Genomic DNA, 26,704 nt, shown 5'->3' with positions numbered 1-26,704 from the left:
GGATGCCCGCTCCACAAGATAGAAAGTAATTTAAAATTCAAAATCAAATGAATGATTATCAAGAGCAATTAATTCATCATTTTTCTTTAGAGGCGCCAGAGTTACTGGCTACAATTGAGCAAGCGTTGCAAAGTCTACAGGTTGGTAAGAATAATATTGAGCAAGTACGTACTTTAATGCGTGCCACTCATACTCTTAAAAGTATTGCAGCTACGTTGGGATTGGAAACTATTAAAAATATTTCTCACTCGCTGGAAGATGTTTTTCGGGCAATTCAGGCGCCTGATGTAAAAATTGATACGCAAATGCAAGCTTTATTCTTTGAAAGTTACGAATGCTTGCGCGACCCTTTAATGGCAGAACTAAATGGTTTACCTTTTAGTGATAATAAGGTAGTTAAGCGTTTTGCTGATGTTTTTTCTAAGTTTAGAGCAAAATTGGGTGAAAAGTTAGTTGAAGAAACCCACGCAATAGAACAAGCAGATGCATCAAATGTAGATTTTGACAGTATTAAGACGCTGTTTGAGAGCTACATTGGACCCGAATTAGAGAAAACTGCTACAATTCTTGCTGGCGCCAAACCAAAAGAAGCTTCGGATGTGCTTCGTCAAACCACAGAACTATTTCAAAGTTATGCAAAAGCGATTCAACTTCAAAGCTTAGAAGCTATTGCAGAAACAACAATTACTGCCCTTGATAATAATCCTCGTTCAACTCGTAGAATTGCCAGGTTGGCAATAGAAGATTTTCGTTCTTATTATAATGCTATTGTTTCAGGCGAGAATCCTCAAACTGGATATCCTTCGTCAGCTTTACTCGCACTTGCAAAAGTAGATAATTTACCACAGCTTGATTCACTCCCAGAAGTTATCAACTTGGCGCCGAAAAATAAAGCTGTCAGTGATGTACAGCGAAATCAGCCAGTAGAATGTTCAGTAGAATGTACACTTATGTTAGAAGAAGTTAATAATGCTCCTGCTGCATTGTTTCCAAAAGTTGTTCGTGTCAATGTTGACCATTTGGAACAGCTTAATTATTTAAATGCGGAGCTTTTGACAAATCAAAATCGCCAGTTTTTGCAAGATACTAAAACGCGCAACTCTTTAAGAAAGCTTTTAAGTCGTTTGCGACAATTTCAGCAAATGTTAGGCGATTTACAAGACTGGTCAAATCCATTGATGATACATTATACTGAACATAATAATTATAAAAATCAAGGTGATAATTTTGACTATTTAGAGTTAGATTCTTATAACGAACTACAAATTTTTATTCAAAATCTTATTGAAGAAGCAGGTGAACTGGAACAAGAAATTGACTTATTAGAATTAGTAAACCGTCAAACAACACAGCTTTTAAAAAAACAACAAAAGCTTTTGACAAATTCGCGAGATGTGCTGTTAGAGGCACGAATGCTTCCTTTAGGTAGTATTTTAAATCGATTATACCCTGTACTAGAACAACTCCAAAATAAATATAATAAATCAATAAATTTAAATATCAAAGGTAACGAAGTATTAGTAGATAAAGCAATTGCCGAAAGACTATATGAACCGCTTTTACATTTAGTTCGTAACTCATTTGACCACGGTATTGAAACATCTGAAATTAGAAGTCTACGCGGAAAATTACCTGTTGGTCAGATTGAAATTCGTGCTTATTACCAAGGTAGTCAATTAATTATTGACGTTCAAGACGATGGTGAAGGTCTTGATTTTAATGCAATCCGTAAAAAAGCAGTTGCTAAAGGACTAATAACCGAAGATATTGCGCGTATACAAACAGACTCTCAGCTTGCGGAATTATTATTTGAACCAGAATTTTCTACTGCAAAACAAGTTAACGATGTTTCTGGACGTGGTGTTGGACTAGATGTGGTAAAAGTACAACTGCAAGCAATTCAAGGTTCAGTTGCTGTACATACCGAAGCGCATAAAAATACTACCTTCTCTCTGCAAATACCCTTAAGTCTCAGCATTAGTAAATTATTAGTTTGTCAAGTTGGTAAAAAAGTCTACGCATTAGCAGCAGATACTATCGACCAAATTTTATTACCAAAACCGGGGCAAATTCAAGAATCTGAACACGGTAGAATTTTACGTTTACCTAATTCCTCTACAAATAAGCGTACTCCAGAAGGCGAACTAGTACGTATTTACAGACTTGCAGAAATTCTTGACTACTCAAGTCGTCAACCAGCGCATATTACTTCTGATGCTCATGCATTTGAAGGAAATACTTTACTACCATTATTAATTGTTCGTTGCCAAGAACAATTACTTGCACTCGAAGTAGATAGAATTATTTGGGAGCAAGAGTTAGTCATCCGTCCGTTTGGTAAGTTAGTTCCAACTCCACCTTATGTTTATGGTGGAACAATTTTAGCTGATGGTGGTTTAACTTTGGTAATTAACGGCGCCGCTTTGCTCGACCATATTCTCAACCAAGAAATACAAATAATGGAACAGTCTTGGGAAGAAACAAGGACTAGTCCACAAAAAAACTTACCAACACATGGGCGCCTTCATCGTGTATTACCAACAAAGTCAGACAATCATATTAAAACTGTAGTAATCGTCGATGATTCCATAACCTTACGTCAAGCATTAGTATTTACATTACAAAAAGCAGGTTATCAAACTTTGCAAGCACGCGACGGTTACGAAGCAATATCGCATATCAAAACTCACCCAGAAATACACTTAATTATTTGTGATATAGAAATGCCACGCATGAACGGGTTTGAATTTCTTGCCCACTGTGCAGCAGAGGAACATTTATCTAATATCCCAATTCTAATTTTGAGTTCACGCACCGCTACTAAACATCGTCACTTAGCACTAAAACTAGGCGCCAGAGCTTACTTAACCAAACCTTACTCAGAAGCACAGTTACTATCTGCCGTAACTCAAGTTTTCAATTCTCATAAATTACTAAGAAACCCGGTTTCTATGTAAAATCATCGTTTTTATTACAATCTATCAACAGAAACCGGGTTTCTCAAGTTTAGGAGTATATATGGATACATCAATCGTAGTATTAGAAGAAAAGTATATTACATTCAAAATTTACGATTACCTGTTAGCACTACCAGTTAACTGCGTTTTCAAAGTCACCACCTGTCCCCCCGACTTCAGCCAAACACTACAAAACTCAAAGTTAGCTCAAATGGGTCAGCGAACCGTAATGCTGATAAATCTTCACTCATACCTTAACCCTAATTACAACCACAATCAACAAAACGATAACCTAGGACGTTTTCTAATTATATCCCAAGGTCAAAACTCTGAATTTTACGGCATCCTCGCAGATACACCCCCAAGTATGCTCTCCATCAGCGACACTAGCATCCAACCTGTACCCCAATCTTTCCACAGTATTGGACTACCAACTTGGGTAAGCAAAATTGCTATCATTGACCAAAAAGGTGAACCCACAACTATTTTAATGCTCGATATGGCGCCAAACTATAAGTAGAACTATACGTTTGAACATGTTTAAAAAAAGCCGATTAATTTCATGGCTAGTACTACTACTTAGTTTAATTGCACTATTTCTAAGTGCTTGGATTTTAATTCCTGCTCCCACAATGCCACTGTTAGTATTATCGGTCGGCGCCCGTGAAGTTTGTCCGTGGTTGCTGGTCGCTAATACTATTATATTATTAACGGCATGGCTTTTACTTCGTGATTCAGGACGGCGCCTTGCTTTAATAGCTAGTTTAATAGGACTATTAATTTGCGGATGGGAACTAGCTTCCATTGCACCAGCACAAGCGCAAATGGAAAATGCGATGCGACAAGAGTTAGGGCAAGATTATTTAAATAAAATTCCCGCTGAAGCTTTATCGCAAATGCGAAGTACACCTTTTGCCTTTATTGACTCATTTCGAGGTATTTCTCAGGGCAAAACTCGTCATCTAGAAGGTGTTATTTTTAACACTCCGGCTGGAGATGATTTAAGTATGGAAATCTATCAACCTCCAGAAAAAGGTATTTATCCAGCACTTGTAGTTATTTATGGTGGTGCATGGAGAAGTGGGAGTCCTAAATCTTATCCAGAGTTTAATCGATATATGGCAGCACGTGGATACACTGTATTTGCTATCGACTATCGTCATGCACCACGCTACCGTTACCCTGCACAGCAAGAAGATGTACTAGCAAGCTTAAATTTTATTCGTGAAAACGCAGCTAAATATGAAGCTGATGCTGAACGGGTAGTATTGTTCGGACGTTCATCAGGCGCCCATTTGGCTATGTTAGCAGCATATAACAGTAATGTATTACCCGTTCGAGGAGTAATTAGTTATTACGGGCCAGTAAATTTAACAGAAGGATATAATAACCCTCCACGTCCAGACCCTATTAATACTCGCATGGTATTAGAAGACTTTCTGGGAGGTGTACCGCAAAAGTTGCCTAAACAATATGAAGTAGCTTCACCTATCAGTTATGTAAAGAATAAAGTGGCGCCGACTTTACTAATATATGGTAGTCAAGACCATGTGGTGCAAGCTAAATATGGAAGGCAAATATATCAAGGATTGCAAAAAGAAGGTAATACAGCAGTTTTACTAGAAATTCCTTGGGCAGAACACGGGTTTGATGCTGTTTTTAATGGAGTAAGTAATCAATTAGCTTTGTATTATACAGAAAGGTTTCTGGCTTGGGCAGTGAAGACTGGCAACGGATTATAAACGGATGTAACGGATGAAAAGTTTTTGGGCGCCGTCTTTTTTATTGCCACAGTAGGGTGCTGTGATGCTACGACAAACCCCCAAATAACATTACAATTTAATAGGATCACGCACCAAATCTACAACTTAAGTATGCAACAAAGGCAAATTAATTATGCTTTTACATAAATACTTCTTTACATTTCGTAGTATTGCTTTAATAGTAAAAACATTACTTATAGCTTTTATGCAGTCCGCAGGAGCGGTTGTTATTGCTCAAAATGCTTCGTTTTGTCAATTCGGTAGTTTATACACTTTCAAATCAGGAGATACACTTTTTCGGATTGCTCAGTCTAATTTAGGTAATGGTAATCGTTGGCGTGAGATTAGGAAACTAGATGGTAGCATGTTTACAGATGCAGAAGTTGCTCTCCTTAAGCCTGATCAGCAAATTTGCATTCCTGGTTATACATCTAAAACGGAGTTTAATTTAAATCAGGCGCCTGCTGTTGGTAAGGGAAATTTTAATCAAATGCTGGAAGCTTTAGGAGCATTTGAATCTGGTTTTCCATCAGGTAACCCAAATCAATACAAGGCAGAAAATTCATTGGGTTTTATCGGTAAATATCAATTTGGAGAACCGTTATTAATTGACCTTGGTTATTACCAAGCAACTACTTTCTTTGGTACTGGCGCCGACAAGAATTATTGGCAAGGTAGTTGGACAGGAAAGAATGGTATTAATAGTAAAGAGCAATTCCAAAATTCTCCCCAAGTTCAAGAAATTGCTATTCGTGAGGCTTTTAACCTCAACTGGCAGCGTGTCAACAAAAAGCTGGCAGCAAAAGGACAGTCAATAAATGATTATTTAGGCAAACAAAAAACATTTACAGATAGAGGAACTTCTAAAACAATTACTATCAGCCTTTCTGGGATTTTAGCAGGCGCCCACTTACGTGGTTCTGGTGGAGTAGCTAACCTGCTGCTAAACAACCAAGTTAGTTACGATCAGTTTGGAACTTCGATTCTCCGTTATATGGACGCATACGGTGGTTATTACGTTACACCTGTAGATTTTTCGGGATAAACTGTCACGTTTAACCATTATAAGCATTCTGTAGTCTATCCTCAATGTATTTAGCAAAAATTAATCCCGCAGTTTCCTCTAGTTGCTTCATGAGATGAAACTGTTTTGGCATAATCATTCTTCAACTCTTCTTTTTTATTTTAAATTAATTAACCATGAGTTTCAATTATAGGAGCTTCCAATTAAGAGACAGGCAGGGATGCCTGTTCCACAAGAGTTTAGTTTAATATGGGTAGAATTATTTTTGATGCTGGATTACTGCCAGTTATTATTGTTAAGGTGATAATTTGGGTATTAATTGACCTTTGTTTGCTTATTTCTTCACCTGTTCCTGCGTTCATTGTGTAAGCGGGGAAGCAAGCTGCACTTATGCTTAATCTTAATGCGTTACCTTGTTGTATGCGCGCGCAAGTTGGTTGTAAGTTAATTTTTCTAAGTTGAAGACAGGCGCCTTCTAAACAATTTAAATAACCTTGAGTAATATTGTACACTCGTCCCGAAGGATAAACTTCAGAAAGTACGGCACATAAATCAAAGTTGGGTTTATCGGCAAAACAATAAATTTCTACTATGACGTTACCTGTAATATGTAGGTTTTCTGTCAGGGTTTCTGTTGTATAGGTTAAAACATCGGTACGACAGTCAATGTGTGACCTATCGAACATACCTGCTGGAATTCCTGCGTGACCACCTAATGATGGAACTGGGCGCCAAGGGTCATGAACGATAATATCAGATGTATTCTCATTCTCAGAATTTAAGCTTAATTTACCATCGTCTTGTTGAATGCTGGCGAGTCCGTTACTTGAGAAAAAGTATGATTTATTCTGTGATGATGGGAAGTTAGCGAAATTTTGCCATATATTACTCCCCATTTCAAATAACCAAACTGGGGGCAAGTTTAATAAACCTGTATCTTCACCTTTTAAATATTGGTCAAACCATGCTATTTGCATTTTATCTACTGAACTAATAGCATTTATACCAAAGTCTACGGCGCCTACTTTTCGTCCCCAAGGTATATGTGCCCACGGGCCTACTAGTAACTGTTGACGGTGTTGACTGCGTGCGACAATATCTTGATATAGGTTTAATGTGCCGCGTAAATATGTATCAAACCACCCACCAATATGAAACATTGGTATGTCTATATTTTTAAGGTGGGTTTTTGGAGAAAGTTCTTGCCAGTACTTATCTGATGCAGGTCGTGTTACCCAGTCATGATAATAAGAATCTACGGCATAAAATTTTAATACTTCTGGATAGTTGGGAATTGCATCGTGTAAGGGTAGGTTACGTGCGGCGCCTGATAATGCTTGGTATGCGCGTTCTACTTTTTGTAAGCGTGCGGTTTCTGCTGATAGTTGAATAGCCCAAGCAAGATTTGTTTGTAAACAAAAGGCGCCGCCTTCATATGCCCAGTCACTGTATAAATCGTAGCCAATCATTGCTGGACAAATTGCCTTGAGTGCAGATGGTTTTGCTGACGCTGCATATAATTGTGTCATTCCTTGATAGGAAAACCCGTACATGCCTACGTTGCCATTACTACCTGGTAGATTAGCTGCCCAGTTGACAGAATCTTCTCCGTCATTAATTTCATAAGCAAATAACTTAAACTCACCTTCCGAAGTACCCCGTCCCCGTACATCTTGAATAACTACAATATACCCTTGTGCAGCGTACCAGCTTGGATGTGCGTAAACTACCGTTGATGCAATAGCACGTCCATAAGGTTGACGCATTAATAGTACAGGAAATTCACCGTCGGCATCGGGACGGTAAATATCAGCATCGAGACGAATTCCATCGCGTGTGTAGGTGCAAACGGTTTGTTTCTCCGAGACTGGTAGCATAGTTAAGTTTGTCCAAGGGAAGGAATAAACCTTTCCCATTTTTCCTTATTTTTGGGCAATTTGATTTTGTAATTGTTTTAGTGTTTGATACATTTCGGGCAGTCGCTTTAAAATTGCCGACACTTTCAAAAACTGTTTATATGGCATTGCTGGATTTCCACAATATGTTTCACCACCTGGGATATCATTATGAACTCCTGCTTTTGCTGCAACTACGGCGCCGTCACCAATTTTGGATTCGTTGGCAATTCCTGTTTGTCCTGCTAAAATGACGCGGTTGCCAATTTCTACACCACCGGCAAGTCCTGTTTGTCCTGCTATCGCGCAACCAATACCAACTTTACACCCGTGACCTATTTGGACTAAGTTGTCAATTATGGTACTACGACCTATGCGGGTTTCACCTACAGCCGGACGGTCAATTGCTGAGTTACAGCCGACTTCTACATTCTCTTCTAAAATAGTACATCCAGATTGTTCGATTTTAAACCAACCTGTTGCTGTTGGCACAAATCCAAATCCCTCGGCGCCAATTACTACACCGCTATGAATTACACAATTATTACCGATTTGCGAACGTTCGTGGATTGTGCAATTGGCATGTAGTACTGTGTTATTACCAATTTTAACATCAGGATATATAACGACGTTGGGATGAATACACACTTCGTCGCCTATTTCTACATTTTGCTCAATTACTACATGGGCGCCAATGTAGACATTACTGCCAATTTTTGCAGTTGGGTCAATTACCGCACTTGGATGTATGGAGGCAATAGGGTGCCAAGGTTGATAGAATAGCTTTATCGTTTGGGCAAACATTAATCGCGGTTCACGGGCAGCAATCCAAACTATGCCACGTTCTGTTGCTTGTGCTTGTAAGGTTTCATCTTGCGGTAGAATTAATGCACTAGCCTGAGTTGTAGTCACCATCGTCGCAAATTTGGCGCCTTCAATATAGCTCAGGGTACCACTGACTGCTTCCGCAACCGCAGCAACACCTACTATTTCAGGATTATGGTCTTTATTTGAGGTATAACTGTTGGTAAGGGCGCCATCACCGAGTTTTTCAATAATTTCGCTGAATTTCATAATTTATTAATGATTACCTGGTTTTTTTGATTAACTATTGCACTGCTACAAGTTATTTATTTTAATTATGAAGTTAGGTTTTACACTAGACCTTTATTTAACTAACCGAGTTCCTATAATGCTGCACCACACGCGCACTACGCCACAAAATTTATAATTAATTTAAAATACTAAAAAATTAAGATATGCCAGTTTATGTGTATTGGGGTGAAGATGACTTTGCCTTGGAAAAAGCCGTTGTGGAATTGCGCGACAAAATCCTTGACCCACTTTGGACTAGTTTTAATTACACAGCCATTACTCCAGAGCAGCCAAACGCCATTATAGACGGTTTAAATCAAGCAATGACACCACCCTTTGGCGCCGGCAACCGTTTAGTATGGCTTGTCAATACTAGTGTATGTACTCAATGCCCAGATAATGTGTTAGCAGAATTACAGCGAACAGTATCAGTAATTCCCGAAACTTCGTATTTATTGTTAACATTTCGTAACAAACCAGATGAACGTGTGAAGTCAACAAAATTACTGAAGCAATTTGCTACCATTAAATCGTTTGCACTGATTTCACCGTGGGATGCTGAAGGGCTGGAAAGGGCAGTAAAGGAAGCTGCTCGTAATGTTGGTGTAACAATTACAGCAAACGCAGCATCCATGCTAGCTTCATCTGTAGGCAACGATACACGGCTCTTATATAATGAGTTAGAGAAAATACGGCTTTATTCAAATGGTAGCGACAAATCACAAGATGAAGATGTGGTTTTGTCTTTAGTTAGAAATACAACTCAAAATAGCCTGCAATTAGCAGCTGCGATTAGAAAAGGTGACACAGATAAGGCATTAACTTTAATTAGTGAACTGCTTGCAGCTTCTGAACCGAGTTTAAAGATTGTAGCTACACTAATCGGTCAATTCCGTACCTGGCTATGTATAAAAATGATGATTGAAAGTGGTGAACGAAATCAACAAGAAATTGCTTCATCGTGTGAAGTTGGTAATCCAAAGCGAATTTATTTTTTACAACAAGAAGTAAAATCGCTCTCACTCTCGCGACTAGTTTCTACGTTACCCTTACTTCTTGAATTAGAAGTAAGTTTAAAGCAAGGCGCCGCAGAACTACCAACATTCCAAACCAAAGTCATAGAACTTTGCCGATTGTGTCAAGCAAATTGAATAAATTGATTAACTTTAAATTTATATAGGTATCTGTGGAACTTCTGGTTCGTAAAATTATTCATTGTGATTAACACAAACGTACTGTAGTTATTTCTCACATACTCATGTTGAAATTACACTATCCCCTATTAAAACAACGAAATGCGCGAATGCTACGTCAGTCTTTAATTGTAAGTAGCTTGACCGCAGTGACTATATTTTTTAGTACATTTACACCTGGTACAAAAGCATACGCTCAAAATCCACCTATTAGCGGAACAGAAATAGTTAACTACGCCAAATCAGTCTTGGGAATGGAGGCAGGAAGGCAGATAGCATTTGATGAAATCAAAAAAAGTATGGGTAATAGTGATAACGTTCCCAAAATAGTATGCAATGACCCTAATAGCTTTAATGCGCTTCCAGGAAGGGCAAAAAACATTGCGATTGATTATTGTAATCGTTCACAAAAAATTGTCGAATCAAATGGTTTAAGCATCGACCGTTTTAATGAGATGACACTAGAAATACAAAAAAGTGAAGGTTTACAACAGCAACTTTATAACGAGTTAATAAAAATACAGCAGCAGCAACAGCAACCGGGTGCTAATAAACGAAATTTTCCTAAAAATTAAAACTTTTTTGTATTTTTTCACTAAGAGTAAATTGCCATCAGGGACTAAATTGCCATCAGGGACTAAATTGTCATTAGGGACTAAATTGTCATTAGGGACTAAATTGTCATTCTGAGCGCAGCGAAGAATCTCAGGTTCAATTGTTCTGAGATGCTTCACTACGTTCAGCATGACATGACAAAACGTTTGTTATGGCATGACAAAACTAAGTTTTTTGATTATCTGACTTGAAACGACCTGAGAAAAAATCACGCTTTTGTAGATGCTTAGTATTGCGTCCGGTTACACGCTCACGCCACATTCGGAAGCTCGAAGCTTTCATTTCACGACGCATTAGTTCAATTACTTGCTTTTCTTGCAAACCGAACTGTATTTCTATCGCTTCAAAGGGAGTTCGGTCTTCCCATGCCATTTCGACTACACGGTCTATAGTTTCAGAATCTAGCTTTGGTAACATTTGTTGTTAACGGTGGAAGTTTGATTAAGTTATGTAAACTATTTTAACTTGATCAAATTTGTTGTATACTCTGCCGCTGGTATGGGGAAAGGGAGTTAGAGGGGATTTTACCCTGGTGGGGGCGCCTGTCTTAAATTGGTGTAATATACACGTGTTCAAAATCTATGATGTTGATTGCTTGACTGATTACTACAGAGTTATCCGAAATGCAAATTCGTAATGTTGTATCTAAATTACACGTAAGTAGAATTAATTAATTTTGATACAAGGTATCACAGTTGATGATTCAAATAATTAGTAATTATTGATGAAAAATTATGATAACCATAAGTGATAAGTGTGTCGAAAATTTTATATTACAACAGCCCAGCAAACGTGAATGCAGTTGCCAGAAGGGTTTTTGGCATAATGTGTTGGATGGATTACAAGATAGTATTTTAATTTTTACCGAGTTTGGAGAACTGATTCACGCTAATTCTAATGCGTATAATATTTACCGCAAAGTAGCTCAAAATCGTGACAGTGCAAAAACGCTATTGAATTTTGTGCATACTTTGTGTAAATCATTGATTGAATATAGCTTATACGAAGATAAGTTAGTTGTTTCTGATGAAATAGCACTAAATAGTTCAGAAGTTTTTCGTGTGAGAGTACGATGGCTAAATATGGACAAATACGACTTTCGATACTTGCTCGTCACTATTGAGAATCGTTACGAATCAATCAAAAATGTAGCTATCGCAGAAGCAAAAAAATTTGATTTGACACAGCGAGAGACAGAAATTTGGTGTCTCTATCGGGCACACTCAACTTACAAGCAAATTAGTGAACAGCTTTACATAAGTTTAAATACAGTCAAGAAGCACATGAAGAATATTCATGCTAAACGACAAGGTACTTGTGGTTGTATGTAAAGTCGAATCTGTTTTCAAAACTTAAAATATGATGAGTATTTACTCAATAAAGTTGTATAGTACAAGGAGAAATATCAACTAGTGATCAACCCCAAAACTTTTATATAGCAATTGTTTGGTAGTTATGCTACATAATTTATACGAAATGTAACGGTAAAGAAAAATTACTATTTCGTTCATTGATATAAGGTGGTGATAATCTAATAATTGAAGCTAATAAAAAGCTTCCCTGGCAGATAAACAGCTATGGTTAGTAGTAAAAGAGGTAAAGACGCTGTTGAATACACATCTGTCTCGTCCGAAAAAACAACAACACCCACTTTGTACGTGTGATATTTCCTCAAAATAGCACCACAGGGGGCACTGTCGCTTACTTCTCATCACTTCTTGATTGCGTTTGATAATTAATCAAGTGGAAAGTGAATGGTATAGCACATCCCTGGCTAAACTGAACGTAGTAGAGGAAAGATTCAATCACGGCAATGCTGGGTGTTGTTGTTTTTTGTGCCAAGAAACCGGGTTTCTAGGCAAAATTCCTGTTATTATTAAAATATTGGTTAAGAAACCCAAGAAACCGGGTTTCTAGGCAAAATCCCTGTTACTATTACAATATATAAACTAAGAAACCCGGTTTCTGCGTTATGTCCATAATTGCTCTCAGGGCGTGGTATCTTCAAGATTACGAGCCAATTCCAGAGTTGGAAAAGCGTCCCCACGATATTCGCCTTAGTAAAAAGAGCCTTTTAAAATCAGCTTTACGAGCCGATTTTTTAGATGATATTGAAGATGTGAGAAACTCTACCTGGTTCGGTCGCTACCTCGAAGGTGAGAATATTGAGTTTTATATAGAAGGTAGTGGTGGGTATGTTGTGGCGAATATTGATTTAATTAGCCACGAAATTTATTTTACTAAGCAAGCTTTGTTATCGCAGTTAGAACCAACTATCTTTTTGTGTCATCAAACTGAGTACCCGACTGCTAGTGAAGCTTTACGGGAGTCTTTGCAGCAAAGTTTAGAAAAATTTAATAAAAAATCGCGTGTTCCTTTGACTTTAGCTGAGTCTTACCGCTCTAAAGATGCTCCTATGCGTCTCAACCGCACAATGATGCGAAAAATTCGCAAAAGTATGTTATTTATTGCTGATATTACTCCTATTGCCCGCTTTGATGGTGAGGCGCCTGTAGTGATTCCAAGTCCAAATGTTAGTATTGAAACTGGTTACGCAATAACTTCTAAGCGAACTGAGCATATTCTCTTAGCGAACATGCAGCGTGAAGATTTACCAGGTCAATTTCCTTTCGATTTACCGACGACACAAATTTTGCAATTTAAAGACAGCAAGGAATTAAATAAAATACTCCCTGATACACTACTTACGCTACTCGCACGGTTTAGATTATTTTAAGTTTTAATAAAGTTTTGATGAAATTAAACGTAATTTTATTCCAAAGATAGTATCTTTACCGTTTAAATCTATCTTCGTATAGATTTTTTCTATGAAAGTCTATATCAAAGTTATAGATGAGGAAAGAATTAGATTACTAAAAATCTGTTTTATTGCTTGTCGTTAAAATAGTAAACCAGAATACACATCTGCAAAATATGCACATTGGTAGATGTAAAAAAAGTCAATCTATCAAATAGAATACTGATTAAGTACATGGTATTCGTAATAAAAGCAAATGTAATTATGATTTTGATTGGGTTTATAATTTTTTCGTAATCGAAGCAAATACAGCTTTTTGCTTGATTTTGTATTGGTATGTCATCGCTCTAACACTTTTTGTCTCAATTTAAATGTAAAAAGGAGTAAAAGATAGATAATTCACAATTTGTATGATGTAAGCCATTTTGCTCTTGTTACTTTCTATACAAGTATGATGGCATCGATGATTACCGCATTCACGTTATTTGTGCTGTGTGTGGGTATACTGTGTGCTAGCTTCGGAGCAAGAGATTGATGCGATTAATCACAAGCGATAGCTACGCTGGGTATTTAGTAAGGCGGTTACTGCTAGCTGCTGTTGTAGTTCCACTCATTCTTGGATGGTGGGTATATAGGGGAATACGCGCTGGGGTTTTTGACGCAGGGTTTGCGTTTGGACTTTATGCAATTGTTTTAGTTGTAATTTTCACCATTATTATATGGCGCAGCGCAGCAAGTATCGAGAAACTAAGTCGTCAGCGAGATTGGGTGCAAGCGGCGTTGAATGCAAATGAACAAAAACTTCAAAGTTTTTTTGAATCGAATATAATTGGAATTCTGTTTGGTGATATATACGGTAACGTTAGTCTTGCCAATGATGAGTTTTTACGGATGATTGATTACGAGCGCGAAGATTTAAAAGCTCTAAGAATTCGTTGGATTGATATTACACCACCCGAATATATAGATTTAGAAACAGAACGCATTGCCGAAGCTAAAAAGTATGGCATTTGCAAGCCTTATGAAAAAGAGCTGATTCGTAAAGATGGAACTCGGATTCCAATATTGGTGGGTTATACGTTGACAGGAGAAAAACGTGAGGAGTTAGTAGCCTTTATTCTTGATTTGAGTGAGCGTAAGCAAGTTGAAGCTGCATTGCAAAAAAGCGAAGAACGCTTCCGTTTAGCTGTAGATAATATTCCTGACATGTTTGTTATTTATGACGCGCAAAGAAAACTAGAGTTTGTTAATGCCGCTGCACTGCGACTCACGAATAATAAGAGCGAAGAAGTTATAGGAAAAACTGATGAAGAAATTTTTCCATCTACTGTTACAGATACTTATTTAAAAGCGCTGATACAAGCACAGCAAACTCTGACGACACAAACTACAGAAGCAACGGTAACTTTACCTAACTGTGGAACATTTACTACGTTAATAAAATATGTGCCGATTTTGAAAGAAAATGGCGAACTTCATCAAATTCTTGCGATTAATAATGATATTACTGCGAGTAAACAAGTCGAAATTACGCTTCGTAATCAGCAAAACTGGCTTGAATATTTACTTAATTTAATGCCGGCGCCTTTACTTTTGATTGAACCAAAAACTGCCAAAGTTATTTTTGCTAACCGTGCAGCCGATGAAATTGCTGGGGGTGAATTTCCTAAAGGCAAATCAGCCGAAGAATATCATACAGTTTATTATTGTACAGATTCCACAGGGCAGCGTATTCCAGACGAACAAATGCCGGGTGTAAGAGTTGCACGTGGCGAAAGGTTGGATGGTGTCGAAATTGACTGGCATAATCCCAATGGTGAAATTCGTTCATTACTGATATTTGCTGATACATTAAGCGAAATGTATGGGCGCCCTGCAACTTGCGTGTTAATGTTTCAAGATATTAGTAAGCGCAAAGAAGTCGAAAAAGCTTTGTCTTTAGGTTACAAGCGCCTTCAACTGCTTTTTGGAACTGCGAGCGATTTGTTATCGAGTCAACAACCAATAGCATTACTCCACAGTGTTTTCCACAAGCTATCAGAACAAATAGGTTTAGATTGTTACTTTAATTATTTAGTTGATGAACCCAAACAGAAGTTACATTTAGCTTCGTATAGTGGTGTTACAGAAACAGTCGCAACAAATATTAATGTATTACATTTTAATGAAGCGATATGTGGAACTGTTGCTGCCGAACGTCAATTTATCGCCCTAGAAGATGTACAGAATAGTACTAACCCTAAAACTGAATTGATTCGAGATTTAGAAATTACAGCTTTTGCTAGTTATCCATTAATAGCTCAGGGGCAATTATATGGAACGCTAGGTTTTGGCAGTCGTTCGCGTACTAAATTTAGCCAAAACGAAATTGGCATGATGCAAGCAGTGTGTGACCAAATTGCTATTGCCATAGAACGTTCACGTTTGCTTGGTTCATTACAGCAGCAAGCTGACCAACTGCGCGATGCAAACCGGATGAAAGATGAATTTTTGGCTATTTTGTCGCATGAATTACGCTCACCCCTAAATTCTATATTAGGCTGGTCACAGTTACTTCTTGGGCGCCCAAATCTTGACCCCACAAAAAAAGCACAAGCGCTCTTAACAATTGAACGTAATGCACGCGCTCAAAAGCAACTAATTGAAGATTTGCTTGATATTTCGCGTATCATCCGTGGTAAATTACGGCTCAATGTCGCACCGTGTAATATTGTACCAATTGTAGAAGCAGCCATTGAGACAGTGCGTACTGCAGCAGAAGCAAAACACATACAAGTAATATTTACAATTCAGGATTCTAAACTTTTCGTTAAAGGTGATGCAGAGCGTTTACAGCAGGTAACTTGGAATTTACTATCCAACGCGATTAAATTTACGGGAGTTGGAGGAGAAGTCGAAATTAAATTAATTAGATTATCAACAGTCAATTGTGAGCATTGCGGCGCCTTAGAGCAAGTCTTAATTCAAGTCAAAGATAACGGTATTGGTATTCAACCTGATTTTATTCCTTATGTGTTCGACCGTTTTCGACAAGCAGACAGTTCGAGTACAAGAACACATGGGGGTTTAGGTTTAGGTTTAGCAATAGTCAAACATTTAGTAGAACTTCACGGTGGTAACGTCGCAGTTGAAAGTCAAGGAGAAGGATTGGGCGCCACATTCACAGTTAAACTACCACTGTTGAGTAATGAGCAGATTCAAACAACTTCATTAGACATCATATCCTCTTCAAATACACCTTCTTCAGCATTCAGCTTTTTACCCTCACTCGAAGGGATACGTGTACTAGTTGTGGATGATGAAGCTGATACCCGCAACTTTGTAGTAACTGTTCTCGAACAATCTTATGCACAAGTACAAGCTGCTGCTTCTGTAACTGAAGCACTTGAATTAATATCTCAGTGTAAACCAGATGTAATAGTCAGCGATATAGGAATGCCTGGTGAAGATGGATACGCGCTAATCCGTAAAATTCGTGAGTTACCATCCAACGCTGGAGGAAACATACCTGCCGCAGCACTTACAGCTTATGCTCGTACAGAAGACCGATTACGCGCAATTAGAGAAGGTTTTCAATTACACCTTCCAAAACCAATTGAAGCAGCAGAATTAACTACCGTCGTCGCTTCTTTAGTAGGAAGAACATAGACGCGATGTAGAGACGCGATGTAGAGACGCGATGTAAAGACGCGATGTAAAGACGCGATGTAAAGACGCGATGTAAAGACGCGATGTAAAGACGCGATGTAAAGACGCGATATATCGCGTCTCTACAATGTTACTGTCGGTAAAAATATTCTTCTTCTGCTCTTTTATCGCTAAACAAACCTAACAATGGCCCAAGAATGGCGCCGAACACAAAACCACCAGCATGTGCCCAATATGCAATACCACCGCTTTCCATACCTATATTAGTAGTTGTTTCCAGACTTGCCACACCATAAAATCCCTGTTGCAAGAACCAAAATCCTAAGAAAAAGTACGCAGGTACTCTAAAAGTCGGGAAAAATATACCTAAAGGTACAACACCAAGAATTTCAGCTTGAGGAAAACGTAGAATGTAGGCGCCCATAACTCCAGCAATGGCGCCGCTTGCTCCTAAATTCGGAATATTTGAACCTTGGGCAAAATACCACTGAGTCAGCGACGCCAAAACCCCACATGCTAAGTAAAAAATTAAATACTTAATATGACCAAGCTTATCTTCGACGTTATTACCAAAAATCCACAGGAACAGCATATTTCCGCCCAAATGCAATATACCCCCATGTAGAAATTGAGAAGTAATCAAAGTACTCCACTCAGGTATAGGCTGATTAATTGTCGCTCCACCAAAACTCAAACTTAACTCGCGTGGAACAACCGCGAATAAATGCATAAACCCATCCAAATACTGAGGAGGGAGACTCGACTCATATATAAAAGCTAAAACATTAATCGCAATCAGCCCAAAAGTTACATATGGGGTGATTGTCGTGGGATTATTATCGCGAATTGGAACCACAGACTTTTATCCTTAACTTTAACCAACCAGCCTCACATTACTCAATTTTTATACCGCGCGCTTCTTTCTTTAGGCTAAATTAGTGAAATGGGCATTCTAAATTAGTGGAATGGGCATCCTTGCCCGTTCTTAATATGGGCACCAAATATCTGGGCGGGCAATCAAAGTCACCCCACAAGAAAATTTATCTATCAAACGACACGATTATAAACCAGGTGAGCGTCTCTACATTCCGGCGCCGAATGCAATAATTTGCTCTACAGTTAAATTTAAATTTGGAAAGAACTGCGATTTAATAGAATCTTTACCTGTAAAACTTTCAAATTCGTATTCTCGCTCAATTAAAATACTGCGTGAAGGAACCAGTTTACCGATAGAGATGGTCGGTTCTTGAATTTTAGGATTTTTGCGTTTTGGATAACGGGCAATAGTGAACAAGGGGTCAATAATCCATAACTCGCTTACTCCAAAGGCAGCATACCAGAGGGGTTTGTTACGATAATCCTCTTCCCAATTACTGCTGACAATCTCAATTACAACACTAGGAGCTTGTTTTAATATAGCTTCACTTGAAGTTTGTTGGTTCCAGGAGTCTCGGTCAATAGCGATTAAATCAGGTTTGCGAGTGTCTCTTGGCCCTAGTTCCAACACCGGTTTAGGATGCACCAGTAACCTAAGTTGTGAGCGTCTACTTTCTAAACGTAGTTCTACAAGTAATTCAGACCTGAGATTTTCGTGTTCTCCTGAAGGTTCAGACATTGGTGTAACAATTCCATTTACCAGTTCATACTCCTGACCTTCGGGCAAGTCCAGGTTATAAAACTCTTCTACAGTATAAGTTTGATATTGAACGGCAACCATAGTCAAGCCAGTGCCTTTATGTTCTCACTTTGGAGACTAACTATTATAATATATTATTACTATAAATTGAAAAATAAAAATATATCAGTATCATAAAAAATTAAGCTGTAATCAGATTAGGAGGTAAAAATTATCTAAACATGGCGCCATCGCAGCAAGATTTTTAAATCGTTATTCCAATTGTAGAGACGCTTGGGTATCGCGTCTGTGGGAAGATTGTTTATGGGTAACACCCAGTTGAGAAAATTAATGCGCTCGTTGAGTAGTCTCCATGTTCGATTTATTAAAAACCAAACTGAAGGGCAGCCTAAAATTAGTGCTGTCGCTAACTTTAATTTTAGGTATTACTACTGGGTGGACTCCCCCTAGTTATGCTGCGCTGCCAGCAGGAAATGCCATTACTGACGGTAAAGCGCTGTTACGTTACGCACTGCCTATCGATAATAAACCTGTTCGTGAATTGCAAAAAAGTATAGAAGATATCTCTAACCAGCTACGTGCTAACAAGCGTTGGAGTGCAGTTAATAATGATGTAAAGAAAGCATCGCGTGTTCTTGATAAGCCTGATAAAATTCTCGCTGCGGTTCCTGCTTCCGGTCAAGCTGAAGCACAGCAGTTAATTGAGCAAATCAAAACAAAAGTTGAATCGCTCCGTGCTGTTGCAGAAGTTAAAGATAAAGAAAAGGTTCGTGAAGAACGTGCTGCTGTTCTAGATTTAGTCGGTGATTTAGAACAACTGATGGTAAAAGCGTTCCCTTACGAAGTTCCTAGCGAATATAGTAATTTGCCTCAACTCAAGGGTCACGCGAAAATAGCGATTCAGACGAATAAGGGTGATATGACGGTTGAAGTTGACGGTTATAGCGCACCTGTAACTGCTGGTAATTTTGTTGATTTGGTTCAACGTGGTTTTTATAACGGTTTGGAATTTACTCGTTCTGAAGAGTCTTATGTTCTTCAAACTGGTAAACCCAAAGATGCTGATGGTTTTATTGACCCTAAAACTAAGAAATACCGCGCGGTTCCGTTTGAAGTTTTGGTAGAAGGTGATAAGGCGCCTACTTATGGTACTACTTTAGAAGAAGCTGGTCGCTATACAGATATGCCTGTATTACCTTTCTCTTCGTTTGGCGCCTTAGCTCTAGCACGTCCAGAGCGTGATGTCAATGGTGGTTCGTCGCAAATTTTCTTCTTTTTGTTTGAACCAGAGTTAACACCTGCTGGACGTAATTTGTTAGATGGTCGTTATGCCATTTTTGGTTATGTCACCGAAGGTAAGGAAGTTTTAGACGAACTCAAAGCTGGTGATAAAATTGAATCGGCAAAAGTTATTGATGGTTTAGAAAATTTAGTTGAACCAACAGCGTAATTTTTTTATCTTTTTGGTTTGGGATTTCCTTATGAACAAGATTTCCGACTTATTCAATAAGTCGGAAATCTAAATAGAACCTAGTTAATACAAATAGCTTGTATAATTTCTTTAACTTTCATTACTCGTCAACTTATCTCTTCTCATAAAGACTTTATTTTGTTGTAGTTCACTCAATATTATATCTGATGCTAAATTGTTTGAATTTCAGTCATAGCATCTAATAAGTGGGTATGTATAGTAATTTTAATTCCAAAAAATGAAAGTACGCGGTATTGGGGAGCAAGGTCTTTTAAAGATTCTACAGCGTTTTTGTCCGTCAGATGTTATCGGCGATGATGCTGCTGTATTAATTACAGAACCTGAACAATCTTTAGTAGTTACAACTGATGTATTAGTTGATAACGTTCATTTTAGTGAAATTACTACATCACCTGAAGATGTTGGTTGGCGTGCTGTTGCTGCTAATTTATCTGATTTAGCGGCAATGGGCGCCTCTCCATTAGGTATTACTGTTGGTTTAGCTTTGCCAGGTGATATCGAAGTTGATTGGGTAGAGCGTTTGTATTGTGGAATGACTGAGTGCTTACAACAATATAATGCTTCGATAGTCGGTGGTGATTTAGTACGGGCGCCTGTTATAACTGTTTCTATTACTGCATTTGGACAAGCACATCCCCAAAATATTATTCGACGAAATACTGCTAGAGTCGGTGATGCGATTATTGTTACAGGTGTTCATGGCGCCTCGCGTGCGGGTTTAGAGTTATTACTATACCCAGAAATAGGAGAAAATATAAATGAAGCTGATAAACAAACTTTAATAAAAGCTCACCAACGTCCTCAACCCCGTCTCGATATTCTGCCTATACGTAAGGATATTAACTTTAGCCAAATTAGTGGAATGGATAGTAGTGACGGACTCGCGGATGCGGTGTTACAAATTTGCCGTGCTAGTAATGTCGGCGCCGTTTTAGAGTGGCAAAAAATACCCGTGCCCAAAGTTTTTAAAAATTGGCTTACACCTATACAAACTTTAGAATACGTATTATACGGGGGTGAAGATTTTGAATTAGTACTGTGCTTACCATATCTCGAAGCTGAAATATTAGTTCAAGAATTTGGTAGAAATGCAGCAATTATTGGGACAATCACATCCAACTTAAATGTAGTAGTCCATGACGATAAAAAAGAAATACCCGACCAAGTTCTTACACTTGACCGGGGATTTCAACACTTTATTGTAGAGACGTGATTAATCACGTCTCTATTTAATTATTGCCATTTAGCAGCAACTAATTCTGCTAAGTCGAGTACGCGCTGGCTGTAACCCCACTCGTTATCGTACCAAGCCATGACTTTTACCATATCGCTACCCATAACGAGTGTGAGGTTAGCGTCAACGATAGAAGATTCATCGGTACCTTGGTAGTCAGAAGATACTAAAGGTAAGTCGCTGTAACCGAGAATACCTTTTAAATCGTTTTCTGAAGCATGTTTGAGAGCTTCGTTCACTTCCTCAGTAATAGTACGCTTTTCGACTTGAACTACAAAGTCAACCATTGAAACATTAGGTGTAGGAACACGTAGTGCTACACCGTTTAGTTTTCCTTTCAAGTCTGGCAATACTAATGCTACAGCTTTTGCCGCACCAGTTGAAGTTGGTACAATATTCATAGCCGCAGCGCGCGCTCTTCTGAGGTCGCGGTGTGAAGCGTCAAGCAAGCGTTGGTCACCAGTATAACTGTGGGTGGTTGTCATGGTGCCTTTGATAATGCCGAATTTCTCGTTCAACACTTTTGCGATTGGCGCCAGACAGTTTGTGGTACAGCTAGCATTACTAATAATGTGATGCTTATTGTGGTCGTAATCATGATGATTAACGCCCATTACAAATGTACCATCTTCGTTTTTGCCTGGGGCAGTAATTAAAACCTTCTTAGCTCCTGCATTGACGTGCTTCATGGCGCCTTCTTTTGCCGTGAATACACCTGTCGCTTCGATAATAAGGTCAATTCCCCATTCTTTCCAGGGCAAGTTTTCTGGGTTGCGGTCTGACACACACTTGACAGTTTTTCCGTTGATGATAATTGAGTTGTCATCAGCAGAAATTTCAGCACCCCTTAATTTTCCAAGCATCGTGTCATACCTGAGAAGGTGTGCGTTCGTTTTTGGGTCAGACGTATCGTTAATCGCAACAAGTTCGATGTTGCTGTTTTCTCTGCCTACCCAACAACGCGCAAAGTTTCGTCCAATGCGACCGAAACCATTGATTGCAACTCTAATCACAGCGTCTTGCCCTCTGTATTTATGCCTAAAAAATGCTACTTATGACCACAATCATACCGCAAAGGGGGAGTATTTATAACTATTAAGCGTTAAATCTTAAAAAAAAATATAGAAACCTAGTTTCTTTGTGACAACTGTAATGAAAACAATGATTTTGCGTAGAAACCAGGTTTCTGTAACACTGTTGACTTGACGTACCTCTATCTAACGGTGTAGACAGGTATATTGGTTTAAATAACGCTGAACATTTTAACTTATTTATGTAGTTGTTGCATTATTTGCTTGCGTATTGGCCTGATTCTAAGTTATATTCTCACCACTTGGCGTCAACAGACAAATGGAACACGGGTTCATAAGGTAAATATCAAGAGTATTTACTTGTTTGCACTTAAAAAAGTCAGAGCGTCCTAAGTCTTAACACCCTAAGTATTAACACGCTGGAGTCAGGAGGTATCAACAGCTACTACACAATATAGAGGTACTAAGCTAGTTTTATTTATGCTTATATTCCTATATAAGTTATTGCTGTATAAAAGCCGAAGTGTAGAGTGCGGATGAAGGTAATTATAACCAGTATACATATGTAGAGCTACGCTTTAAATACTAAGGGATGGTCGTTTTCAGGTACTTCGGTTACTATTGATTGTCCGCGAATTGCCTTCTCACTTTCATCAATCATATAGATGGAGAATGCATTTACAGTCGTATGTTTCCCGATAGTGTTGGAAATATCAGAATAAACATATTATTAATTCAGTTAGAGAAAAACATGAAGAATCCATGTAAAATCGTTCTCAATAAACCAGACGTAAAGGAGGATATAGTTTAATGCACAACTGCGCTTTTGTGAATCGCGCGCCTACGAGGTAACTAGTAAAATACCTGTTATGATACCCGTGATATTTGTACTTTTAGTGTGGTGTGGTGTAAGAGGAGTTCTGTAATGAAGAAAACAGTAGATTTTAGCGGTAGACCTTTCCATTTTATTGGCATTGGCGGAATCGGAATGTCTGCACTTGCTTATGTGCTGGCAAAACGTCATCTGCCTGTGTCGGGTTCGGACTTACGTCCTAATCATATGACCCATCAATTGGAAGCAATTGGCGCCCATATATTTAGTAAGCAAGAAGCAAGTAATCTTGAATTCTTTCAGCCAAACGACAAAAACGCTGAATCTAGCTTAAGTAATGAGCATCTACCACAAGTAATATGCTCAACAGCAATTAATACAAGTAATTTGGAATACAAAGCAGCAATCGAGAAAGGTTGCCCAATTTTCCATCGAAGTGATGTACTTGCGGCGCTAATCTCTGAATATGAAAGTATTGCAGTTGCAGGAACTCATGGTAAAACTACAACTAGTAGCATGATTGGTTACATGTTACTTGAAGCAAGTCTCGACCCAACTATTTTAGTAGGTGGTGAAGTCAAAGCTTGGTCTGGTAACGCTCGACTTGGAGAAAGTCGCTATTTAGTTGCAGAAGCTGATGAGTCGGATGGTTCACTCGTAAAACATTCGCCTTATATAGGTATTATTACTAATATAGAACTTGATCATCCTGACCACTACGATTCTTTAGAGCAGGTAATTGATACTTTCCAAACTTTTACTAACAGTTGTGAAATTTTAGTTGGTTGTATTGATTGTGAAACAGTGCGTGACCGTATAAAACCAACTGTAACTTACAGCCTTTTTCCTGATACAGGCGCCGATTACTATGTTACAGATGTAGACTATCGCGCGGATGGGTCGAGAGCGTTAGTTTGGGAACGCGGCAAAGCTTTAGGTGTTTTGAATTTACGTTTATTATCTCGTCATAATCTTAGCAATGCTTTATCAGCAGTAGCTGTTGGTAGAATATTAGGATTAGAATTTGGTGAAATTGCCAAAGGTTTAGCAACGTTTGAGGGTGCTAGGCGCCGTTTTGAATTCCGAGGTGAAGTAGATGGTATCACCTTTATAGATGATTATGCTCATCACCCTAGCGAAATTCGGGCGACTTTAGCAGCAGCACGCTTACAAGCACGTCCAGGACAAAGAGTAGTAGCAATTTTCCAACCACATCGCTACAGTCGTACACTTACCTTCTTAGATGAATTTGCTGAAAGCTTCCGAAGCGCTGATTTAACGGTAATTACTGATATATATAGTGCAGGCGAACCAAATTTAGGACTAGTCAGCGGCGAAAAATTAGCACAAGAAATCAGCAAACACAACTCGCATGTTGATTATCAGCCAACATTAGACACAGTATACGAGTATTTGCTTAAATCTTTACGCCCTGGTGATTTAGCGCTATTTTTAGGAGCAGGAAACCTAAACTCTGTAATTCCTGAACTAATTACCGCTATGCGTCAGCCCGCACAAGCAACATCGTAAGCGGGAGTAAGCTATTTGAATAGAATTTTGATGCCAGAAAATTTCAGAAAACATTTTGTAAATATTCTGTAATTACTCTGGCTCATCACCTATTAGTGGTAGCTTTTTTAACCTAGCTAAGGTCAGACATGTTCGTTATTTCCAAATTATCAACCGTATATTTACGGTATTATTGGCTTCAAAAAAAATTCTAAGAAGGTGAATATGACAATCTTTTCAGCAGATACATATATCTGCGACAGTGAGAAACTTATTGCTAGTAGTAAAAAAACGGCTCAAGTTGATAATAAAGTGATTTATTTACCTGGAACTGATTGTGTTGTAAGACCAAAAGTTTCGCTGGCAGGATATACATCTTACCGTGTTGGTGGTCCCGCAGAATGGTATGTAGCACCTCGTGATATTACTGCCCTTGAAGCCAGTATTCGGTATGCTTATGAACAGTCACTTCCGGTAACCGTTTTGGGTGCTGGTTCTAATTTGTTAGTTAGCGACTGTGGTATTTCCGGTTTGGTAATTGGAACTCGCCATTTGCGTCATAGTCATTTTGAAGAAGAAACAGGTTTAGTTACAGTTGCCGCAGGTGAAGCTATTCCTGGTTTAGCTTGGCAAGCAGCAGAGCATGGTTTTCAAGGATTTGAGTGGGCTGTAGGTATTCCTGGAACAGTTGGTGGTGCAGTCGTTATGAACGCAGGCGCCCACAACGGTTGTATCGCAGATATCTTTGTTAGTGCTGAAGTTTTATGTGAAGACGGTACACTTAGAACTTTTACAAGCGAAGATTTAGGTTACACCTATCGTACATCCAAGCTTCAGGGTGGCAAAAATATTGTTACTCAGGCAACATTTCAACTTCAACCAGGCGCCGACCCCGCAGTAGTTACTGCCACTACAAAGCACCATAAAGAACACCGTTTAAATACACAGCCATACGATAAACCGAGTTGTGGTAGTGTTTTCCGCAATCCCAAACCATATTCAGCAGGGTGGTTAATTGAGCAATCGGGTTTAAAAGGCTACCAAATTGGTAAAGCACAAGTCGCACCACGTCACGCCAACTTTATTATTAACTGTGGCGGCGCCAGTGCTTGTGACATTTTTAATCTTATTCGTCACATCCAACACAATGTTAAAGAACATTGGTCAATTGCCTTAGAACCAGAAGTTAAAATGATTGGCAATTTTAAAATGGCATAAATATAAAAGTTAGGAGTTAGGAGTTAGGAGTTAGGAGTTAAAATTCCTCACTCCTCACTCCTCACTCCTAATTCCTAATTATTCTACAAGTCCGTGTTTAATTGCAAAACGCACAAGTTGGGCACGGTTATTAGTACCCGTTTTCCGAAATAAACTACTAACGTATTTTTCAATAGTACGTGGGCTAAGATGAATCTTATCGCCCATTTCCGCGTTTGAAAGTCCTTCGCTAATTAGCAGAAGTACTTCTTGTTCTCGCTTGCTTAAAGGTTCAAATAACTGATATTTTTCTTGGGGTTTTTCTAATTGTGTATGTTGATTTGAATCGTATAACTCCTCCGACTGCTGCATACGATATTCAGACTGAATAATTTTTGAACGCTCTAATAAATTACGAATCGCAGCAGCTAACTCGTCAAGTTCAAATGGTTTAGGTAAGTACAAATCACATCCAGATTGATAACCCAAAATTCGTTCTTGGGTTTTAGTCCGTGCTGTGAGCAATATTACAGGTAATAAACGGAACATTGGTTGTTGTCGCACTCGACGCACGAGTTCGTAACCATTCATTCGCGGCATTACAATATCAGTGACTATCAGGTCGGGGTGGTAGCTTTCTACCATTGTTAAAGCCTGTTCGCCATCATCAGCAGCAATCACCGAGTACCCAGATAGTTCTAGAAAATCACTGATAGATAAACGAGTGCCCAAATCATCATCCACAACTAGAATTGTCAAGGGCATGGACTCTAAACCCCGACTTACAAATTCGACATCAAATTCACTATGAGTTATCACTGTTGA

20 protein-coding genes are annotated in these 26,704 nt (G+C 38.6%); 13 read left to right on the top strand and 7 right to left on the bottom strand.

Going from position 1 to position 26,704, the window contains the following annotated elements; all coding sequences use genetic code 11:
* Positions 1-47: 47 nt before the first annotated feature.
* From DSM106972_RS14820 to DSM106972_RS14805, 4 genes are all read left to right on the top strand, one after another.
* Positions 48-2,957, top strand: coding sequence for a hybrid sensor histidine kinase/response regulator (locus DSM106972_RS14820; protein ID WP_127081427.1), 2,910 nt, complete (start codon positions 48-50; stop codon positions 2,955-2,957).
* 61 nt (positions 2,958-3,018) lie between these two features.
* Complete coding sequence (locus tag DSM106972_RS14815; RefSeq protein WP_127081426.1) at positions 3,019-3,477, top strand: chemotaxis protein CheW; 459 nt, start codon at positions 3,019-3,021, stop codon at positions 3,475-3,477.
* Positions 3,478-3,493: 16 nt separating this feature from the next.
* Positions 3,494-4,699 carry an alpha/beta hydrolase gene (locus DSM106972_RS14810; protein WP_127081425.1) on the top strand — a complete coding sequence of 402 codons (1,206 nt, stop codon included), beginning with the start codon at positions 3,494-3,496 and terminating at the stop codon, positions 4,697-4,699.
* A 154-nt stretch (positions 4,700-4,853) separates the two neighbouring features.
* Positions 4,854-5,765, top strand: a complete 912-nt coding sequence (locus DSM106972_RS14805; protein WP_233787239.1) for a LysM peptidoglycan-binding domain-containing protein — start codon at positions 4,854-4,856, stop codon at positions 5,763-5,765.
* A gap of 218 nt (positions 5,766-5,983) precedes the next feature.
* Here DSM106972_RS14805 and DSM106972_RS14800 read toward each other — a convergent pair whose 3' ends face one another.
* Together DSM106972_RS14800 and lpxD are read right to left on the bottom strand one after the other, a co-directional pair.
* Positions 5,984-7,621, bottom strand: coding sequence for a CocE/NonD family hydrolase (locus DSM106972_RS14800; protein WP_127081424.1), 1,638 nt, complete (start codon positions 7,619-7,621; stop codon positions 5,984-5,986).
* 45 nt (positions 7,622-7,666) lie between these two features.
* Complete coding sequence (lpxD, locus tag DSM106972_RS14795; protein ID WP_127081423.1) at positions 7,667-8,713, bottom strand: UDP-3-O-(3-hydroxymyristoyl)glucosamine N-acyltransferase; 1,047 nt, start codon at positions 8,711-8,713, stop codon at positions 7,667-7,669.
* Between the two features lie 185 nt (positions 8,714-8,898).
* On the opposite strand from lpxD, the gene holA reads away from it, so the two are divergent.
* Together holA and DSM106972_RS14785 are read left to right on the top strand one after the other, a co-directional pair.
* Positions 8,899-9,885: a DNA polymerase III subunit delta gene (gene holA, locus DSM106972_RS14790; RefSeq protein WP_127081422.1), complete on the top strand. Its 987-nt coding sequence runs from the start codon at positions 8,899-8,901 to the stop codon at positions 9,883-9,885.
* Between the two features lie 107 nt (positions 9,886-9,992).
* Positions 9,993-10,502: a DUF4168 domain-containing protein gene (locus DSM106972_RS14785; protein WP_127081421.1), complete on the top strand. Its 510-nt coding sequence runs from the start codon at positions 9,993-9,995 to the stop codon at positions 10,500-10,502.
* 205 nt (positions 10,503-10,707) lie between these two features.
* Here DSM106972_RS14785 and DSM106972_RS14780 read toward each other — a convergent pair whose 3' ends face one another.
* Positions 10,708-10,959 carry a TIGR03643 family protein gene (locus tag DSM106972_RS14780; RefSeq protein ID WP_019493006.1) on the bottom strand — a complete coding sequence of 84 codons (252 nt, stop codon included), beginning with the start codon at positions 10,957-10,959 and terminating at the stop codon, positions 10,708-10,710.
* Positions 10,960-11,276: 317 nt separating this feature from the next.
* On the opposite strand from DSM106972_RS14780, the gene DSM106972_RS14775 reads away from it, so the two are divergent.
* From DSM106972_RS14775 to DSM106972_RS14765, 3 genes are all read left to right on the top strand, one after another.
* Positions 11,277-11,873, top strand: a complete 597-nt coding sequence (locus tag DSM106972_RS14775; protein WP_127081420.1) for a helix-turn-helix transcriptional regulator — start codon at positions 11,277-11,279, stop codon at positions 11,871-11,873.
* A gap of 641 nt (positions 11,874-12,514) precedes the next feature.
* The gene (locus DSM106972_RS14770; protein ID WP_127081419.1) at positions 12,515-13,279 is read left to right on the top strand and encodes a hypothetical protein; all 765 of its coding nucleotides are present in this window, start codon (positions 12,515-12,517) and stop codon (positions 13,277-13,279) included.
* A gap of 555 nt (positions 13,280-13,834) precedes the next feature.
* Positions 13,835-16,948 (top strand): PAS domain-containing hybrid sensor histidine kinase/response regulator, encoded by a 3,114-nt coding sequence (locus DSM106972_RS14765; protein WP_127081418.1) that lies wholly within the window; start codon positions 13,835-13,837, stop codon positions 16,946-16,948.
* 130 nt (positions 16,949-17,078) lie between these two features.
* Here DSM106972_RS14765 and DSM106972_RS14760 read toward each other — a convergent pair whose 3' ends face one another.
* Positions 17,079-17,804 carry a rhomboid family intramembrane serine protease gene (locus tag DSM106972_RS14760; RefSeq protein WP_127081417.1) on the bottom strand — a complete coding sequence of 242 codons (726 nt, stop codon included), beginning with the start codon at positions 17,802-17,804 and terminating at the stop codon, positions 17,079-17,081.
* A 225-nt stretch (positions 17,805-18,029) separates the two neighbouring features.
* The gene (locus DSM106972_RS14755; protein ID WP_127081416.1) at positions 18,030-18,665 is read right to left on the bottom strand and encodes a Uma2 family endonuclease; all 636 of its coding nucleotides are present in this window, start codon (positions 18,663-18,665) and stop codon (positions 18,030-18,032) included.
* Between the two features lie 271 nt (positions 18,666-18,936).
* On the opposite strand from DSM106972_RS14755, the gene DSM106972_RS14750 reads away from it, so the two are divergent.
* Both DSM106972_RS14750 and thiL read left to right on the top strand, forming a co-directional pair.
* Positions 18,937-20,034 (top strand): peptidylprolyl isomerase, encoded by a 1,098-nt coding sequence (locus DSM106972_RS14750; RefSeq protein WP_127081415.1) that lies wholly within the window; start codon positions 18,937-18,939, stop codon positions 20,032-20,034.
* 259 nt (positions 20,035-20,293) lie between these two features.
* Positions 20,294-21,289, top strand: a complete 996-nt coding sequence (gene thiL / locus DSM106972_RS14745; RefSeq protein WP_127081414.1) for a thiamine-phosphate kinase — start codon at positions 20,294-20,296, stop codon at positions 21,287-21,289.
* 20 nt (positions 21,290-21,309) lie between these two features.
* Here the strand turns inward: thiL and DSM106972_RS14740 are convergent, their stop codons facing one another.
* Entirely contained in the window at positions 21,310-22,323 is a 1,014-nt protein-coding gene (locus tag DSM106972_RS14740; protein ID WP_127081413.1) for a type I glyceraldehyde-3-phosphate dehydrogenase, read from the bottom strand.
* A 943-nt stretch (positions 22,324-23,266) separates the two neighbouring features.
* Between DSM106972_RS14740 and murC the strand changes: the two genes are divergently transcribed.
* Positions 23,267-24,703: a UDP-N-acetylmuramate--L-alanine ligase gene (gene murC / locus DSM106972_RS14735; RefSeq protein WP_127081412.1), complete on the top strand. Its 1,437-nt coding sequence runs from the start codon at positions 23,267-23,269 to the stop codon at positions 24,701-24,703.
* Positions 24,704-24,907: 204 nt separating this feature from the next.
* Positions 24,908-25,900 carry a UDP-N-acetylmuramate dehydrogenase gene (gene murB, locus DSM106972_RS14730; RefSeq protein ID WP_127081411.1) on the top strand — a complete coding sequence of 331 codons (993 nt, stop codon included), beginning with the start codon at positions 24,908-24,910 and terminating at the stop codon, positions 25,898-25,900.
* Positions 25,901-25,978: 78 nt separating this feature from the next.
* On the opposite strand, the gene DSM106972_RS14725 is transcribed toward murB, so the two are convergent.
* On the bottom strand, positions 25,979-26,644 hold the full coding sequence (locus tag DSM106972_RS14725; RefSeq protein WP_127081592.1) for a response regulator transcription factor: 666 nt from the start codon (positions 26,642-26,644) through the stop codon (positions 25,979-25,981).
* Positions 26,645-26,704 lie beyond the last annotated feature (60 nt).

Origin of the sequence: Dulcicalothrix desertica PCC 7102, from assembly GCF_003991905.1 — a bacterium.
GTDB lineage: Bacteria > Cyanobacteriota > Cyanobacteriia > Cyanobacteriales > Nostocaceae > Dulcicalothrix > Dulcicalothrix desertica.
The sequence above is the reverse complement of the archived record's forward strand: the minus strand, read 5'-3'. Positions and strand labels throughout refer to the sequence as shown.